The following is a 16,525-nucleotide window of genomic DNA, read 5'->3' as shown; positions in this document are numbered from 1 at the left end:
AATTATTGATCTCTTTTATCAATAGCTTGCTCAATATTTTTGAGTTGTTTAATGGTTTGTTCTAATAATTTCACTTGTTCGATTAACGTTTGTTGCTGTTTTATTGCCTGCTGTCGTTGTGCTTGTACAAGCTCTTGTTGCTGGGCGAGCAAACGACTTCTCATCAGTAAACATTGATTTAATTGATCGCGCAATAAGGAAATAAAAGCCTGTTCGCTTGGGTTGATATTAGCGAGTGCGGCATTGTTCTCCTCACTGTTTAATTCATTTAACAATACTTTAGCGTTGAAAGCATTGTAAATAGGTGACGTAGGTAGGCTATAAAGTAGCAGGAGTTTTATTTGCGCGTCATAGTGCATCTGGCTGTTGGTCTTTGTTGTTTTTTCAAGTGTTCTTTGTTGCTTACTCACCTCATCGGTTAGTTGTTGTTGGTTAAGTTGTTGTAATATTAAATAATACTCACCATAACTTGTGCTGCTATTATCCTGTTTTGTCATGAGTTGACAACCAGATAACAGCAGTAACCCTATACTTAGTAGTATCATTGCTGATGAAAATCGCTGTAAATTAGCCATTAAACGGATTCCTCTTGGCGAAAAGCGCGTGGTAAAGTGATTTTTATTTTAGTCCCCTGTTGGTCATTTTGTGCAGCCAAAAATTCAATATTGCCATTGAGGCGTAGTATAAGTTCTTTAACTATGGTGAGGCCGAGACCACTGCCCTTGATTAAATTCTGCTCAGGTGGCGGACCTTGATAAAAAGCATCAAATATCTTGTCTTTATTTTCCTGAGCAATCCCCATGCCTTGATCGCTAATAAATAGCTGCAAGTGGCCATCCACTAGCGCCGACGAAATATCTATCACGCCTTCATCCGGTGAATATTTTATCGCGTTGGACAAAATATTGTCGATAATAACAGCGACTTGTTTACGGTTACTAAAAAGAGCAATATCACTCAAGTTATTATTAAGGATAAGTTTTTTACGTTTTATAGCTAACTTTTGCTCTGAGATCACTTGATAGACTACCTCATTAATCTGTATCAACTTGGAATCTTGTAAACTGGTTGAGTCGAGGACAATATTGAAATCGAGTAAGTCTTCAATATGCTTTTGTAAGCGAAAGACGCTGTCTTTAATAATGTGAGAAATTTCTTGTTGCTCGGCATTGAGTTCACCAACACTATTATCATATAACAGCTCTGTACCTTCTCTAATGGCTGCTAGGGGGGTTTTTAATTCATGTGATATATGGCGAATAAAACTCGATTTTTGCAACTCTAACGCTTGTAAACGTGTACGCATGTTTTCCAAAGCTAGCGCTATTTCTTGAATCTCTGGCGAGCCTGTTACTTTGATTTCATGATCAAAATGTCCTTGTTGTAATCGAAAAATACTTTGCGTAAGCACTTTAAGCGGGCTAGTGATTAAGAAAATAAATATAGCCGCAATAACTATGCTAATAGGAATAATAATTAAACTCTGGATCATAATATCGCGGACAGCTTGTGCGGCCTGTTTAATATTTGTGATATGCAAGGTGTTAAGTTCACCACTTCGCTGAGTAATTTGTTCATAAGTCATATTTAGGGCACTAAATATGACCTGTATTGGCTTGATGATAGTGCTGTCAGTAGGCGATTTTTGTTCAGCTTCTGGCATGGTCTGTTCAATCAGTGCCGTAACAGTTTTGGCATATTCAGTTACCAATAGCTGTAATTTTTGGTCTTGGCTCGCCGCGATTAATTGTTGAGCTAATTGTAATATTTGCTTGCACTGCTCATTATAACTGGTTGCCAAAGCAGGATCTCGCAGTACTAAATATTGCGCAGCACTGCGTTCCAGTTTGATTTGACTACTTTTCAGTAATTGTTGCTGATCCAATATTTCCGTTATACCAGTAATTGCACTGGCACTTTTTTTAGCAAGCGTATTCACTTGCGAGGCACCAAAAATTAAAGCAACGACCAGAGGTAAAGCGACTAAACCAAATCCTAACAAGGTTAATGACTTTATTGATAAGCTTTTTATCGACAAATTCCTATGATGCGCTTTACTGGCGAGTGTGGTTGAATTGCTCACAATGCGTGCTTGGGCCTTTTTCCAAATAAACATTTACATAGTGTTAGCTAAAAACGCAAAAAAAACAATGCTGTCTCAATACGGCGACAATAGTGCCGATAGCTTTTAGTTTTTTCAAGTAACTGTTTTGTATAGATATTTTAAATTTTGGCTAATGTCAGTCATTATTTATAAATTATGGTGCAGACAAGTTGTTGCTAATTGGAGACATTCATTAGGCAGTCAGGTAATTTAAATCTATAAAAATCAGTGGCTTATGTTTTGGCATGAGATGTGCAAAGTATCCATTGTAAGTGGCATGGGCCATGGTCGGCATATTTCTTGATGTGCCATTAATTATAAGGATTCAGATATGAATAATATGAGCTTAAAAAAATTGTCTATCACTGTTGTTGTCGCATCACTGGCATCAAACCTTGCTTTTGCTAACAATGATGTTAGTAAAACAACACTTAAAGTGGCAGAGCCTACAGCCCCTTTTTCTCAATTAGTCACAGATTATGATGTCGATAAAAGTAATAGTTTAAGTGCAAAAGAATTAGCTAAAAATGAGACATTGACAAAAGTTTTTGTTCAGCTCGATATCAATGGCGATACAGAAATTAATGAAGAAGAATTTAACCAATACCTAGCTAAGATGAAAAAACATTTATTATAAAAAATAATTTTTTCTGTTAATAGCTTATTTTCTCGACTGTTAGTGTTTTTTTAACCAAGCAGCCGATCATTTTTACTGAATTTAAGGACCTCTCCACATGAAACATCAGTCTTCTCAAGATAGTTTGTCCCGTTATGTTAAAATTGATAAATGGATTTTTGAAGTGAAATCAGTACGCGCAATACGCGTTGAGGATTTTGGTAAACCTTATACTGCTGTTGCTAATATTGCCTTAAATGGTGACAGCGCCTATATTGATGGTCTGCTGACTCGTGAAGATGATGACTTTACACGTGAAGATTATCAAACCTTTGAGAAAATGAGTCAGCAATTAGGACTTGAAACCGTAAATTTTGACCGTTTTAAGCAACAACGAAAATCTTCAGATACAGTTAAAGTTCCACCAATAAATTATGTTAAACCCGAGTTAAAATTAGTTATAGTATAGTTATTAGCACTGATTGCGTTTTAGCATGGTGCGTTAACGTATTTTAAAGGCAGTCTAATGAATTCGGTTAAAGTTAATAATACTTATATTACACCATCTAAAATTATTTGTGTTGGTCGAAATTATACTTTACATATCAGCGAACTAGGTAATGAAGTTCCTGATGATATGGTGTTATTTATGAAACCCAATGCGGCTATTGGTGAGCAACTTTGCTCTTACCATCAAGAAGCTTTGCATTATGAAGCTGAGCTTTGTTTTTTGTATCAACAAGGTAAATTTTCTGCTATTGCTATAGGTTTAGATTTGACTAAAAGAGCATTGCAAACTCAGTTAAAAGCCAAGGGCTTGCCATGGGAGCGCGCTAAAGCGTTTACAGGTTCTGCACTATTTAGCGATTTTGTGACGATAGATGTCATTGATGAATGCCTAGCATTAACGCTTTTGATCAATGGTGAATGCCGACAATCTGCTTCGATAGCGATGATGTTACATTCACCGCAAGCCATATTGGATGAAATCCGTTCTTTTATTACCCTAGAAGACAGTGATATTGTGATGACAGGCACACCTGTTGGTGTCGGTGAAGTGGTATCGGGTGATGTTTTTGAAGGGCGAGTATTGAATCAAGATAAGGTCTTAGTGACTAAACAATGGCAAGCAACTTAGCTTGCAACCAATAATAATATCTCACTGTAATGAATGTTTTACGCTCATTCTATGCGATAATTCATTAAATTAAATTAACTGTTTAAAACTCACTTTATGCAACGTATCACGCTTTATACCATGACTAATTGCCCACATTGCCAGACGGCAAAGCGCTACCTTGAAGAAAAAAACATTGCGTTTCGTTTATGCAATGTAAAGACGCCAGCAGGCCAGAAAGAGTTTGCCAAATTAAACTTACGTGGTGTACCGGTATTAAAAGTTGGTAATCAAGTTCTTAGCGGCTTTAACATTAAAAGCTTTAATGAACTCTATCAAGCTAACTAATACCCAACAGACCCATGCTGAAGCCACAAAAAGTACCTTTATTATCGAGAAATTTGGAGAAAATTTTTGAGAGTTTTTTCGCCAAAATGATATTTTTGCTGGTATTGGCGTGGCAGTGCCTCTGTGTGCTACCCAGAAAAAACATTTTAAAACCAGAGGTTAAAGTCAAAATTCACAGCAAAAGATTGTTGAGCAACTCATAACTCAACAATAGATAAATAACATTAAGCTAGTGTGACTGTCAGTCTCAAGATAACGACATTTTTTTGTCTTGTCGTTCCAATCTGATAATACGGCTCAGTTTTACCTCAATACTGGGCAAGCTTTATATCAAGCAAAACACCAGAATAAAAATCAAGTTAAAGTTTTTTAATCCTAAATCATCATTACTACGTATAAATAAATTATTAGTCACTTAGCTATAATTTTTTTTATTATCCAAGTATATTCAAAATATCAACGTTCAAGTATTTATCCATTATGAATAGTTTAAATAGGCTCGCAGAAGCCATAATTTCTGGTCTGCAAGATTACATCAATAAACGCGGCTTTCGCGCATTAATACACTTTGAATTGGAAGGGTGTTATCAAAAGCCAAAAGATAAGCATATAGATTATAGGCAGGTGAATAGAAATTTATTAGCACTGGGTATTGATGGTGAAGTGGTTGCTGAGTATTGGAGTAATCAATGGGAGTATGTGTCGATTTTCAATGGCCAAAGTCCATTAAAAGAGGCACAAAACCTGAGTCGCGCTATTGAAATTTTGCCAAAACTGTTTGCTGTTCAAGGCGCGACAAAAACACTTATTAAGCCTGTTATTTGGGCGGGTGATCATGGCAAGTTAGCTGCTGGCTGTGAAAATATTTTTAGTGGCGATAACCGTGCGGTACATATTCCTAATGCGGTACAAATTAATGTTAGCGTACAAGATGTAAGTGGAAAAAATCTACTTATTTCTGGTGATTTTGGTGAATGTTTACAGCAACATTTTTTACGTACGAGTTTAGCCTGCTGCTTAATTTATTTGCCAGAAGAAGAAGCCTTTGAGCGATTAGCATTAAAGTCGAAATATGGCTTAGCACAAGAGCTGTGTTCTCCTGTTGATATTTCTGGCGGACATCAAGGCAGTATTGCTTTGTACAGAGACATTGGTAAACACAATCAAAAAATGGGTGTTGAGCCACTATTATATGATGATAAAAACAAGGTCATCGTGAGTCAGAATAATTGGCATAAAACCGCAAGGATTGAACACAGGCTAGGTGCGTCGAGTGAGCACTACAACCCCTATTTGAATGTCATTTTTGCTTTGTTAAATGTTATTGAAGCTATTGATGATATGAAAGATGGCTACCCAGTGCAGAGTGAAACGTATGGCCAATTACCTAGCTCGTTACATGATCAAGCTAACAGTGTTGGAGCTATTACGTTATTTGCCAATAATGATTGGTTCAACCAAAGTATAGACAAAGCGCTCAGTGTAACCTGCAGTTATGGTGAAAATACAACAGAGTTAAGTAGGGGGCAATTATTGCAACATGGTTATTTAAAACAATTTCAACGGCCAAGTATCATTATTTAAAGCGTGAGCTTTGAAATACTAAGTCGACTACCAACATATTTAGCGAAGAATTAAATGATAAAACAATTAAATACCCCGACACTTGATGGCAACTCGACAGCAGAAAAGCGAGAAGAGTTAACAGCATACTTTAAAAATACTTGGTCGACATATGAGTCATTATTCTCACTGATCAATCATGACCATGCCTATTTTTTAAGGCCAGAACGGTTACGCCACCCATTAATTTTTTATTTTGGACATACCGCAACTTTTTATGTCAATAAGCTGATACTGGGTAAATATATTAAGCAGCGAGTCAACAGTCGTTTAGAAGCTATTTGCGCGGTCGGTGTTGATGAAATGAGTTGGGACGATCTTAATAGCGAACACTATGACTGGCCAAGTGTCGATGAAGTTCGAATTTATCGCCAGCAAGTTTATGATTTAGTACTCGATTTGATTGATAATATGGCGTTGAGTTTACCTATTACGCAAGACTCGTTAGCCTGGATGATATTGATGGGTTGCGAGCACGAACGTATTCATCTTGAAACGTCATCTGTGATTATGCGTATGTTGCCATTAAAGTGGCTAACAAGCCAAGATCAATGGCAGCCTTGTTTAGATTCATCAGTTGCACCTGAAAACCAATTAATAGCGGTTAAGTCTCAACACTTGTCTTTAGGAAAAAAAGCAGATGACCAAACCTTTGGCTGGGATAATGAATATGGTCATCAAGACGTCGATGTTGATGACTTCAGTGCCGCTAAATTTTTAGTGTCCAATGATGAATTCATGGCTTTTGTTGTCGCCGGTGGCTATCGCTCAGAACAGTTTTGGTGCCAAGAAGGCCAAGCATGGCTAGAATTTACTCAAGCTGAAATGCCGAGGTTTTGGCGCTATAGTAATGGCCAATATGCTCAGCGTAACTTAACAAGTGAAATGCCTTTGCCATTAGATTGGCCGGTAGAAGTTAATTACTTAGAAGCAAAAGCGTTTTGCCAGTGGCGACAAAAAACGACCAAAGGTTTTGTTCGCTTACCTACTGAAGCTCAGTGGTATTGTCTTCGTGAGCATGTTGCTGGTGATCAACACCAGTGGCCTGAGGTGCCTGGTAATATTGATTTAGCTTATCAAGCATCATCATGCCCAGTTAACCGACATCAGCAGGGTGAATTTTTTGATGTTATTGGTAACACTTGGCAGTGGACTGAATCAGCCATTGATGGCTTTGCCGGCTTTAATGTTCACCCTTTATACGACGACTTTTCGACACCGACCTTTGACGGCGAGCATAACTTAATTAAAGGGGGCTCTTGGATCTCTACGGGTAATGAAACTTTAGCCTCTTCACGCTATGCCTTTCGTCGACATTTTTATCAGCATGCAGGCTTTCGCTATGTGGTTAGTGAGCATGCAGAAAAACCACCAGCAGCAGTTAATAAATATGAAACAAGTAAAGATATTTGCCAGCAGCTTGAATGTTATTTCGGCGCTAATGTGCTTGGCCATGAAAATTATGGTCAACAAATAGCACAACAGGTGGAGAGTTTTATCGCTGCTGAAAATGTTGCGACTGAGCGCTTACTTAACTTAGGCTGTAGTGTTGGGCGAGTAGCATTTGAACTGAGTCAATCTTTTCAACATATTGATGCGGTAGACTTCTCTGCGCGCACCATTCAATATGGTGTGCAATTACAAACTGGCGCTAGTGTCCGTTATACCCATACGATTGAAGGAGATATCTGCGAGTATAATGAAATTACCCTAGCGGATAAGGTTAAACAGGCTAATAGTGACCGGATATTGTTCAGTCAGGCAGACGGTTGTAATCTCAAAGATAACTTTAAGCACTATGATGTTATTTTGATTCAAAATGCTTTGGAGCAGAGTTACGATCCTAAGCGTTTATTGGCTAATGCCGTAAGCCGTTTAAACCCTTCAGGATTACTGATTATTATTTCAGATTATCATTATCAGTTGCAAACAACAGATAAAGCTAAATGGCTAAGTGGCGTGAAAGTTAATGGTGAAAACTTATCAGGTATTGATGCCTTAACCAGTGAGCTCAATGATGAGTTTGACCTTGTAGCGACCAAAGAATTGCCGCGCGTTGTCGCAGACTCTGCGCGTAATTTCAATGTCTCTCACTGTCAGCTCAGCGTTTGGCGAGCAAAATAGCTTGCTGACTTATCGCCGTATTTACATAAGCATTTACATAAAGAAGAATAGCTAACCTATGCCAACTTACTCACTGCCTAAACATATTGCTTATAGTCAAAGTCTTGCGGGTTATATAGAGCATAATTTAAGTGATTCAACCGCACAGGCTTTGACATTAGCTCAGTTGTGTCAGCTTGGCACTGCTGGTTTAGGCGCTAGCAGTTTAGGCACTGATAACCCAAGTATACGCGATGTTGAAACAGACCCCATTGGCGCAACACTTTTAAGCTACTCGCCTGTTCAAGGCGATGGGGCGTTGCGGCAAGAAATCGTTAAGTTTCACCAAGGTTTAAACTGCCATCGCCGATTAATAACGCCTGATAGCGCAGTGACATTTTGCGGCGCGCAGGAAGCCCTTTCAGCTATTTATCAAGCAGTATTAAGTGCCGGCGATGAAATCGTTGTCATGACACCCAGTTATCCGTCTTTGGTCAGTATGGCGAAGTCGATGGGCGTTATCGTCAGAGAAATAGCACTTTGCGCCGACAACCATTGGCAAGCCAATATTGACGATTTTAAGCAAGTGGTGAATAACAAAACCCAGCTTATTGTGCTGAATTCACCACATAACCCAACGGGTAGTGTTATTGACAGTGAACTCGCCGAGCAAATACTGCAACTGGCGCAGCATTATCAGTGTTACTTGTTAAGTGATGATGTTTCACAAGCCAGCAATTACTATGGTTTAGCTTTAGCTCATGGGTATTTAGACTACCGAAAAAGTATTGTGGTGAGTGTGATGTCTAAGAGCTTAGGATTGGCTGGTGTTCGTATTGGTTGGGCGTTAACACCTAATAAGGCACTACTGCAAAGTTTAATGGCAATTAAAGCCGTTCATTCTATTTGCTGCTCGAAAATTGATGAAAAATTAGCGCTGCTGGCATTGCAAAATAGCCAAGATATTTTAACCCGCAATAATCAGCTTATTGCCGACAATATAGCGCTTTTTTCGGCACTTGTTGCCCGACAGCCAGAAAAATTACATTGGCATCAGCCTCAGGCAGGTATGCTCGCACTAGTTGAGGTTAAAAATATCGACTCAATAATATCTTGGTCAGATAAACTTGCCAAACAAAGCGGTATATTAGCGCTGCCCAGTGAGCTTTTCGGACTTTCAGGTAATTATTTTCGTTTAGGTCTAGGCCAAAAGAGCTTCGCTAACACACTAGAAAAATTTGAAGATTATTTGCTAACAACAAGTATCGCTAGCGCTTAACAGCTGACAGTTTATAACTGTCAGCTGTTACTTTTTAGTTAGTTAAAGTACGTAAAAAAACATCATAAAAAAGTGGCACAAAGCGGCTAGAAATACAAAAAAATGCCAAATAGCGTGACTATATTCCTTGTCTTTTCTGACGTAAAAAATAGTACCCAAGCCATAAATAATACCCCCCAAAGCCAGTAAAATCATGCCTTCATAGGCAAGTTTAGCATTGAGTTTATGTATAAAGGTTAGGGAGATTAAACCTAAACCTAAATAGGTTGATAGCGATAACTTTTTATATTTGTTAGCAAACTTAACTTTAAAAGCGATACCTAAAATGGCTAGCCCCCAAATAATAGCCAACATTAGCGGGCCAATGTCATCAGCTAATGTAACTAGCATGAGTGGGGTATATGTGCCGGCAATCAATAAATAAATCGCACAATGATCGAGTAGCTTAAAGACTCTTTTTGCCTTTTCATGTAATAGCGCATGATAAAGTGTTGAGGCACTAAACAGTAAAACCAAACTAGTACCATAAATACTAAAACTGATGATTTTAACCATGTCAGTTTGTATCCAGGCTAAAGTGACTAAAAGTGTTAAGCCGGCCACACTAAGCAATGCCGCCAGTCCGTGACTAACTGCATTGACAATTTCTTCCACTAAGCCGTAATTTTGAGTTTGCACGTTATATTTCCATTTCAGTGTACGCGTGTACGCCGATTATGATAACAAGCCTCAGACTGGAATACTAGAGGTCTGACCTTTAAGCTTGTCAAGCATGATACAAAAGCTAATATGGTTTCATCATTGTTGAGCAATAAGGGCGAAGAAAAGTGACTTGAAAAAGGTGACTAAGAAAGCGCGTTTGAATAATGTTTTTTAGAAAGAATTGTGTCAATAACAGCACAAGCACTATCCATAAACGGGTAGCAAAGGGTGGAAAATTCAGTATTATTTTTAAAAATAAGTTGGAGGTTCAATTTATATGATTAAAATTAATAGGTTAAAATTTGACCGTCAAGACGCATAAAAATGCGCTTATATAGCGAGCGATATACAAGCGCAAATAAGCACTAGAGTGCTAGATCAATAACCATTTCACGTAACTCATCTTTGGAAATTGAGTTGTCATGATTTTTATCAAAGCGATTGAATATGGTTTCACACATACGAATGCCTTTATCTTGTAGCAAGCAGTCAATCAATTCGACAAACTCACTTCTATTGATGACACCGTCTTTATCTTCATCAAACAATTCAAATAATTCATCTACCCACTGATTTAATTCCATCAGTCATCCTCTTATCTGGCGAATAATACTTATAACAGACTTTATCGTTATTTTAGGACTATGTGAATGATTAATTCTGTTATTTCGTGCAATCGTGTGTTTTTGCCACATAAGACTATTTTTATAGAGCAAAGGGCATTGCTGATATCGAATAGAATGATGCTCGCTCTTATAGCATGATAAATATCACAGCAAGTCATGTTATTTTTCAACTCATTATTTTTACATTATTTTTACTTTATTTAGCGCTTAGCAACTTGATTATGTGTTAACTTCTTAGCGACTCTATCTAGCGGTATTAGGTCGTGTTAGCTATTAAGAATAGCTTGAATTAAATTTTAAAAAAAAGCGGTAATAAAATCGCCAATAATAAGACTCTGCAGTCAAGGTTTTAAAAGGAAGATAAAATGAAAATAAATTGGAAAGGTTTGTTTGGTGCGAGTTTACTGATTGCGATAAGCAACAGTAGCGTTGCTGAGGATATGGTAAAACAGCAACTGACATTAGAAAGTTGCCATATAAAGGGCATTAGACAACAAGTACAGTGCGGCACTTATGTCGCCCCTGAAAATTATGCTAAACCTGATGGCACAAAGATAGATATAAATTTTGTGGTGTTACCGGCGATAGATAATAGTACAGAAAAACTGCCATTAATGTTTCTAGCTGGCGGGCCTGGTCAGGCTGCTGCTGAGCTTTCGGCGCAAATTTATCGTGGCTTTAATGAAATCAGAAAAACGCGCGATTTAATTCTTATTGATCAACGTGGCACGGGAAAATCTCATCCATTACAGTGTGAAGATGCATTGGACATGGACCCCTACACTAGCTTGCCAGAAGATTTTTCACTTGCTGATATTGAACAATGTATAGCACAACTTAAGGGCGACTTAAGTCAATATAATTCAGAAAATGCTATTCGAGATTTCGATGCGGTTCGAGGTGCATTAGGTCATCAACAGGTACATATTTACGGTGGCTCTTATGGCACACGTGCTGGCTTAGTTTATATGCGTATGTTCCCGACATCGTTAAAGAGTGTAGTTCTCGACAGTGTTGGCCCTATTGAAGTGCCCATTGGCTTATTTGGAAAAAGCGTCGAACACTCTTTTATCAAATTAATTGAAAATTGCCAGAACGAAGAAAGCTGTGCGACACAATATCCTGAATTGGCGAAAGAATTTACCGCCATCACTCATAAACTATCTCAAGCGCCAGTAACAGTAGAAATTGCACACCCAAGGTTAGGTACTAAAACTGCTTTCACTATTAGCAAGGATAAATTCATTTCAAGTATACAAATGCAATTGTACTCGATGGAAACACGGAGCTTAGTACCGTTGTTAATTCATCAAGCGTATTTAGGTAACTATATGCCACTAGCCGGTATTATTGCTCAAAGCGAAGGTGGTATGGGTATATATATAGGTTTGCATTTTAATATTGTTTGCAATGAAGACTTTCCAAAAATATCAGACGACATGAAAGCCGTTGATGCGGATAATAATTTTGCTAAAGGTATGAGTTTAGTGATGGTTGGTAAAGCTTGTGCTGCTTGGCCAACGTATCAACCTAGTGCTGATTTTTATCAAACAGTTACCGCTGATATTCCAACTCTGATTATGTCAGGTGAGTTAGACCCGGTTACACCAGCGAGTAACGGCGAAAAGTCTCACGTGAATTTACCTAATAGTCATCACATTATTTCTAAAAACAATGCGCACATAGTAGCTTCTACAACTTGTGGTATCAAAATTGTGAATGAATTTTTAGAAAAACAAACGCCAAAGGAACTTGATGAATCATGTCTTGAAGAAATTCCTGATGAGTCATTTATGGTGGGTTTAAATGGTGGTGGTGCACCCCAAGTATCGCCAAACGCTATGCCAACCCAAGCAAAGGAATAAATCATGATTGAAGTTAATAATTTACATAAAAGTTTTGTCAGTAAAAAAAATACGGTTAAAGCCTTAGATGGCCTATCTTTTATTGCAAAAGATGGCGAAATAACGGGTATATTAGGCCCGAATGGTGCCGGTAAAACCACCTGTTTACGCACGCTTTATGGTTTGCTCCGTGCCGATGAAGGCTACGCGACTATTGATGGGATTAAAGTAACAGAAGAACCTATTAAAGCACGAAAACTCTTAGGTATTTTCCCTGATAAGTTTGGTTTATATGAGCGCTTAACCGCTTATGAACAAATTGATTATTTTGCCAGTATTCATGGCATGCAAGGCGCAAAAAAGCATGCCGCCATTGAGCAAATTCTATCTGATTTAGAAATGACTGAATTAGCGCATCGTAAAACGGTGGGGTTTTCGCAAGGCCAGCGCATGAAAGTGACCTTGGCTCAGGCTTTAGTCCATCAACCGAAAAATTTTGTACTTGATGAACCCACCCGTGGTTTAGATGTCATGAGTACGCGCGTGTTGCGTAACCACTTAGCTAAATTTAAAGCTAAAGGTCACTGCATTTTATTCTCTTCACATGTTATGCAAGAAGTTGCTGCCTTATGTGACCGCGTGATCATTGTTTCAAACGGTAAGTTAGCGGCCCAAGGCACACCGCAAGAATTGTGTGATTTAGCAGGAGAAAGCTTATTGGAAGAAGCCTTTGTGAAACTCATTGGCTCTGATGAAGGAGTCGCCGCATGATGCAATTGAAAGCCTTAATGGTAAAAGAATTTAAAGAAGCTTTTCGCGACCGGCGCGCACTCATGGTAGCGATGAGCATGGCCTTGTTGATGCCAGTTGTGATTATGGTGATGTTAAACGTAGCCATTAAAGAAGCGGTAGACAACCCGCCAGTCTATGTAAAATATAGTGGTGAGCAACATGCACCAAAACTGATTAAAGCCCTTAAAGATGAGAATATTTTATCTTTTGCTGATGTACCCGCAGATGAAGAGCGTAATTGGAATGAACGCAACATTGAATTGTCCATTCCTGACACCTTTATTAAAGATATGGCTGCCGGTAAGCCAATTGAATTAACCTTGCGCGCAGATTATAACGAGAAGTCGTTAACCTCTCCTATTCGCCGGATTAAAGATGTTGTTAGCGATCACTCGCTACTTATTGGTTATAAGCGGTTATTAGTGCGCGGTATTGATACTAAATTATTGCAACCCATTAAATTGCTTGAACAAGATACCTCGCTACCTAGTAGTAATGCAGTGATGATCTCTCTAATTTTAGGGGTTTATTTAATGATGGCGGCGTTTATGTCAGGTTTGCCAGTTGCTATTGACTCAAGTGCTGGCGAACGAGAACGTAATGTATTAGAAATGTTATTGTGTCAGCCGGTTAGTACCTTAAAAATAGTGCTAGCGAAATTGAGCTGTGCCAGTTCAATTGCTATTATCTCTATTATATTAATGCTGGTACTTACCTCAGTAGCGATGAACTTTGTTGACCTAACGAAAATAGGCGCAACCTTTAATATTGACGCCAGTACCTTTGTTATTTTGTTATTGCTATTGGTACCTATTTGCTTCCTCGCGGCGGCACTACAGCTATTATTTGCCTTTCAGGCCAAGAGTTTTAAAGAAGCACAGTCAACCGTGACCATGTTGATTATGGTGCCTAGTGTTATTCCTTTTGCCTTAATGATGATGGATGATAAGCCAGCTTGGATTGATTGGATGCCAATCTCTGGCCAGTCATTGTTGATGGAAGATGTGTTTAAAGGCTTAGCCATTGATTGGAGTGCCTTGCTATTTACCAGTGCAGCCACTATCGCGTTAACTGTGGTCTTGGTGTTAATTTTGGCGAAACGATTAACCTCTGAAAAAGTGGTGATGTCGTTAAGTTAATCACAGTAAGTTAGCCACAAATAGAGCCGTTCCATAACAAGATATAGTTCGAAGTGGAACGGCTATGGCTAAGCGGGTATAAAAAGCATCACGTAAGTGGTATTAGTTAGCAAATAATAGCCAGTGTAAAGTGGCTAAAGAGCCATTGAGTTATTTATTTAGTAAGTAAGCAAGCAAAGCATATTGATTCATTGTCTTGGTCGGTTAAGCAGCATTAAAGACGGCTACATCCTATAAGCAATAGCTTTGAAACCAACTCCGCGATTCAAAACAAGCTGCTTCAATAAATCGTGTTAACTATATCGTCGCGCGCATTATTTAGCTTTCGCGCCAATTCAAGGATTAACGCTTTATTGGCCTTAAATGTTTGAGTCATGCTTGCGTTTATTATTCGAGTTGGGGCTTAGGTCGATAACAACGCCTTGCCACCTTGCTAAGCGCAGGATCGAGTTAACACAACTAAGTGATGTCGATGTGATGTCGATTTCGAATAATTTACAGCTTATTTTATTTAAATTGTATTTAATTTGATTAAGTATGTTATTTTATGAATTAAATGTATTGTTTTTGCATTTTTAAGGCAGTATATTAGTTTCAACTATTTATTGATATTAGTACTAAAAACTTTTGCAGCTAACTTCAAAGTATATTTGATTGCAAAATGAACTAAAAGAGCACGGTTTTATCGTGTACAAGCACGGCAAGTTCAGGCAAAATATGCCGCAATTAATTTAGAACTAAAGCCAACCCCCAACCCCCAGTATTGCCAACGGCAGACTATTTGAGGATATAACATGTTTACACGTGATATGAATATTGCTGATTTTGATCCAGAACTTTATCAAGCAATGAGTAATGAAGTTGTTCGTCAAGAAGAGCACATTGAACTCATCGCTTCGGAAAACTACTGTAGTCCACGTGTACTCGAAGCTCAAGGTTCACAGCTGACTAATAAATACGCTGAAGGTTACCCAGGTAAGCGTTATTACGGCGGTTGTGAGTATGTTGATATTGCCGAGCAACTCGCTATTGATCGTGCAAAAGAATTATTTGGCGCAACTTATGCTAACGTGCAGCCACATGCTGGCTCACAAGCAAACGCTGCTGTTTTCCAAGCCTTAGTTTCTCCAGGCGGCAAAGTATTAGGTATGAGTTTAGCGCATGGCGGTCACTTAACGCATGGTTCACACGTAAACTTTTCAGGTAAATCATATGAAGCTTTTCAATACGGTTTGCACCCTGAAACCGGTGATATTGATTATGTTGAATTAGAACGTTTAGCACTAGAGCATAAACCAGAGATGATCATTGGCGGTTTCTCAGCCTTTTCTGGTGTGGTTGATTGGGCTCGTATGCGTGAAATCGCCGATAAAGTGGGTGCTTACTTTTTCGTTGATATGGCTCACGTTGCCGGTTTAGTTGCTGCGGGTTTATACCCTAACCCAGTGCCACATGCCCATGTTGTAACGACAACAACACATAAAACATTAGCAGGCCCACGTGGCGGCTTAATTGTTTCGGGTTGTGATGACGAAGCGGTTTATAAAAAATTGAACAGTGCGGTATTTCCTGGTGGTCAAGGTGGACCATTAATGCATGTTATTGCCGCAAAAGCCGTAGCATTTAAAGAAGCATTAGCGCCAGAATTTAAAGTTTATCAGCAAAACGTGCTAGATAATGCTAAAGCTATGGTGGCGGTATTACAAGAACGTGGTTACAAAGTTGTCTCTAATGGCACAGATAACCATTTATTATTGCTTGATTTAATTGATAAAGATATTACGGGTAAAGATGCTGATGCCGCATTAGGTCGTGCTCATATCACAGTGAATAAAAACTCTGTACCTAATGATCCTCGTTCACCTTTTGTGACTTCTGGCTTACGTTTAGGTACACCAGCCATTACTCGTCGTGGTTTTGGTGTTGAAGAAACCAAAACAACTACAGGTTGGATTTGTGATATTTTAGATGATATCAACAACGAAGCGGTGATCGCTAAAGTTCAAGCCGGCGTTAGTGAGCTTTGTGCACGCTTCCCGGTTTATAAGTAATTATATTTAGCTTTTAAATAATCTTGTTATTTCCTGATTACACTTAAAATGGCCACTTTCGTGGCCATTTTTTTTTAACTGTTTTTTATTTGGCTAGTACTCGTTTGCCATTAATCGCAAACTATTTGGCTTAATGAAGTGTTTTCAATTAACATACCAAGATTAAATTGCTCATGACCTG

15 protein-coding genes are annotated in these 16,525 nt (G+C 38.5%); 11 read left to right on the top strand and 4 right to left on the bottom strand.

The window, feature by feature from the left end; all coding sequences use genetic code 11:
• Nucleotides 1-2: 2 nt before the first annotated feature.
• Complete coding sequence (locus H4J54_RS06695; protein WP_182190114.1) at nt 3-575, bottom strand: hypothetical protein; 573 nt, start codon at nt 573-575, stop codon at nt 3-5.
• Nucleotides 575-2,083, bottom strand: a complete 1,509-nt coding sequence (locus H4J54_RS19680; RefSeq protein WP_182190113.1) for a HAMP domain-containing sensor histidine kinase — start codon at nt 2,081-2,083, stop codon at nt 575-577. Before H4J54_RS19680 ends, H4J54_RS06695 begins: the two co-directional genes overlap by 1 nt.
• 352 nt (nt 2,084-2,435) lie before the next feature.
• Here H4J54_RS19680 and H4J54_RS06685 point away from each other — a divergent pair, with 352 nt between their 5' ends.
• The 7 genes from H4J54_RS06685 (at nt 2,436) to H4J54_RS06655 (ending at nt 9,190) form a co-directional block, all read left to right on the top strand.
• The gene (locus H4J54_RS06685) at nt 2,436-2,741 is read left to right on the top strand and encodes a hypothetical protein (RefSeq protein WP_182190112.1); all 306 of its coding nucleotides are present in this window, start codon (nt 2,436-2,438) and stop codon (nt 2,739-2,741) included.
• Nucleotides 2,742-2,838: 97 nt separating this feature from the next.
• Entirely contained in the window at nt 2,839-3,189 is a 351-nt protein-coding gene (locus H4J54_RS06680) for a hypothetical protein (RefSeq protein WP_182190111.1), read from the top strand.
• A 57-nt stretch (nt 3,190-3,246) separates the two neighbouring features.
• On the top strand, nt 3,247-3,858 hold the full coding sequence (locus H4J54_RS06675) for a fumarylacetoacetate hydrolase family protein (RefSeq protein ID WP_182190110.1): 612 nt from the start codon (nt 3,247-3,249) through the stop codon (nt 3,856-3,858).
• Between the two features lie 96 nt (nt 3,859-3,954).
• Nucleotides 3,955-4,185, top strand: a complete 231-nt coding sequence (locus H4J54_RS06670; protein WP_182190109.1) for a glutaredoxin family protein — start codon at nt 3,955-3,957, stop codon at nt 4,183-4,185.
• Nucleotides 4,186-4,665: 480 nt separating this feature from the next.
• Nucleotides 4,666-5,769, top strand: a complete 1,104-nt coding sequence (locus H4J54_RS06665; protein WP_182190108.1) for a hypothetical protein — start codon at nt 4,666-4,668, stop codon at nt 5,767-5,769.
• A gap of 54 nt (nt 5,770-5,823) precedes the next feature.
• On the top strand, nt 5,824-7,932 hold the full coding sequence (ovoA, locus tag H4J54_RS06660) for a 5-histidylcysteine sulfoxide synthase (RefSeq protein WP_182190107.1): 2,109 nt from the start codon (nt 5,824-5,826) through the stop codon (nt 7,930-7,932).
• 58 nt (nt 7,933-7,990) lie between these two features.
• Nucleotides 7,991-9,190, top strand: a complete 1,200-nt coding sequence (locus H4J54_RS06655) for a pyridoxal phosphate-dependent aminotransferase (RefSeq protein WP_182190106.1) — start codon at nt 7,991-7,993, stop codon at nt 9,188-9,190.
• A gap of 42 nt (nt 9,191-9,232) precedes the next feature.
• Here the strand turns inward: H4J54_RS06655 and H4J54_RS06650 are convergent, their stop codons facing one another.
• Together H4J54_RS06650 and H4J54_RS06645 are read right to left on the bottom strand one after the other, a co-directional pair.
• Nucleotides 9,233-9,868 carry a hemolysin III family protein gene (locus tag H4J54_RS06650; RefSeq protein ID WP_220464286.1) on the bottom strand — a complete coding sequence of 212 codons (636 nt, stop codon included), beginning with the start codon at nt 9,866-9,868 and terminating at the stop codon, nt 9,233-9,235.
• A 389-nt stretch (nt 9,869-10,257) separates the two neighbouring features.
• On the bottom strand, nt 10,258-10,476 hold the full coding sequence (locus H4J54_RS06645) for an EF-hand domain-containing protein (protein ID WP_182136059.1): 219 nt from the start codon (nt 10,474-10,476) through the stop codon (nt 10,258-10,260).
• A gap of 407 nt (nt 10,477-10,883) precedes the next feature.
• Here H4J54_RS06645 and H4J54_RS06640 point away from each other — a divergent pair, with 407 nt between their 5' ends.
• From H4J54_RS06640 to glyA, 4 genes are all read left to right on the top strand, one after another.
• Nucleotides 10,884-12,383 carry an alpha/beta fold hydrolase gene (locus H4J54_RS06640; RefSeq protein ID WP_182190105.1) on the top strand — a complete coding sequence of 500 codons (1,500 nt, stop codon included), beginning with the start codon at nt 10,884-10,886 and terminating at the stop codon, nt 12,381-12,383.
• 3 nt (nt 12,384-12,386) lie between these two features.
• Complete coding sequence (locus H4J54_RS06635; RefSeq protein ID WP_182190104.1) at nt 12,387-13,133, top strand: ATP-binding cassette domain-containing protein; 747 nt, start codon at nt 12,387-12,389, stop codon at nt 13,131-13,133.
• Nucleotides 13,130-14,293 carry an ABC transporter permease gene (locus H4J54_RS06630; protein ID WP_182190103.1) on the top strand — a complete coding sequence of 388 codons (1,164 nt, stop codon included), beginning with the start codon at nt 13,130-13,132 and terminating at the stop codon, nt 14,291-14,293. Before H4J54_RS06635 ends, H4J54_RS06630 begins: the two co-directional genes overlap by 4 nt.
• A gap of 794 nt (nt 14,294-15,087) precedes the next feature.
• Entirely contained in the window at nt 15,088-16,344 is a 1,257-nt protein-coding gene (glyA, locus tag H4J54_RS06625; RefSeq protein WP_182136052.1) for a serine hydroxymethyltransferase, read from the top strand.
• Nucleotides 16,345-16,525 lie beyond the last annotated feature (181 nt).

Origin of the sequence: Colwellia sp. MB3u-8 (genome assembly GCF_014076985.1) — a bacterium.
GTDB lineage: Bacteria > Pseudomonadota > Gammaproteobacteria > Enterobacterales > Alteromonadaceae > Cognaticolwellia.
The sequence above is the reverse complement of the archived record's forward strand: the minus strand, read 5'-3'. Positions and strand labels throughout refer to the sequence as shown.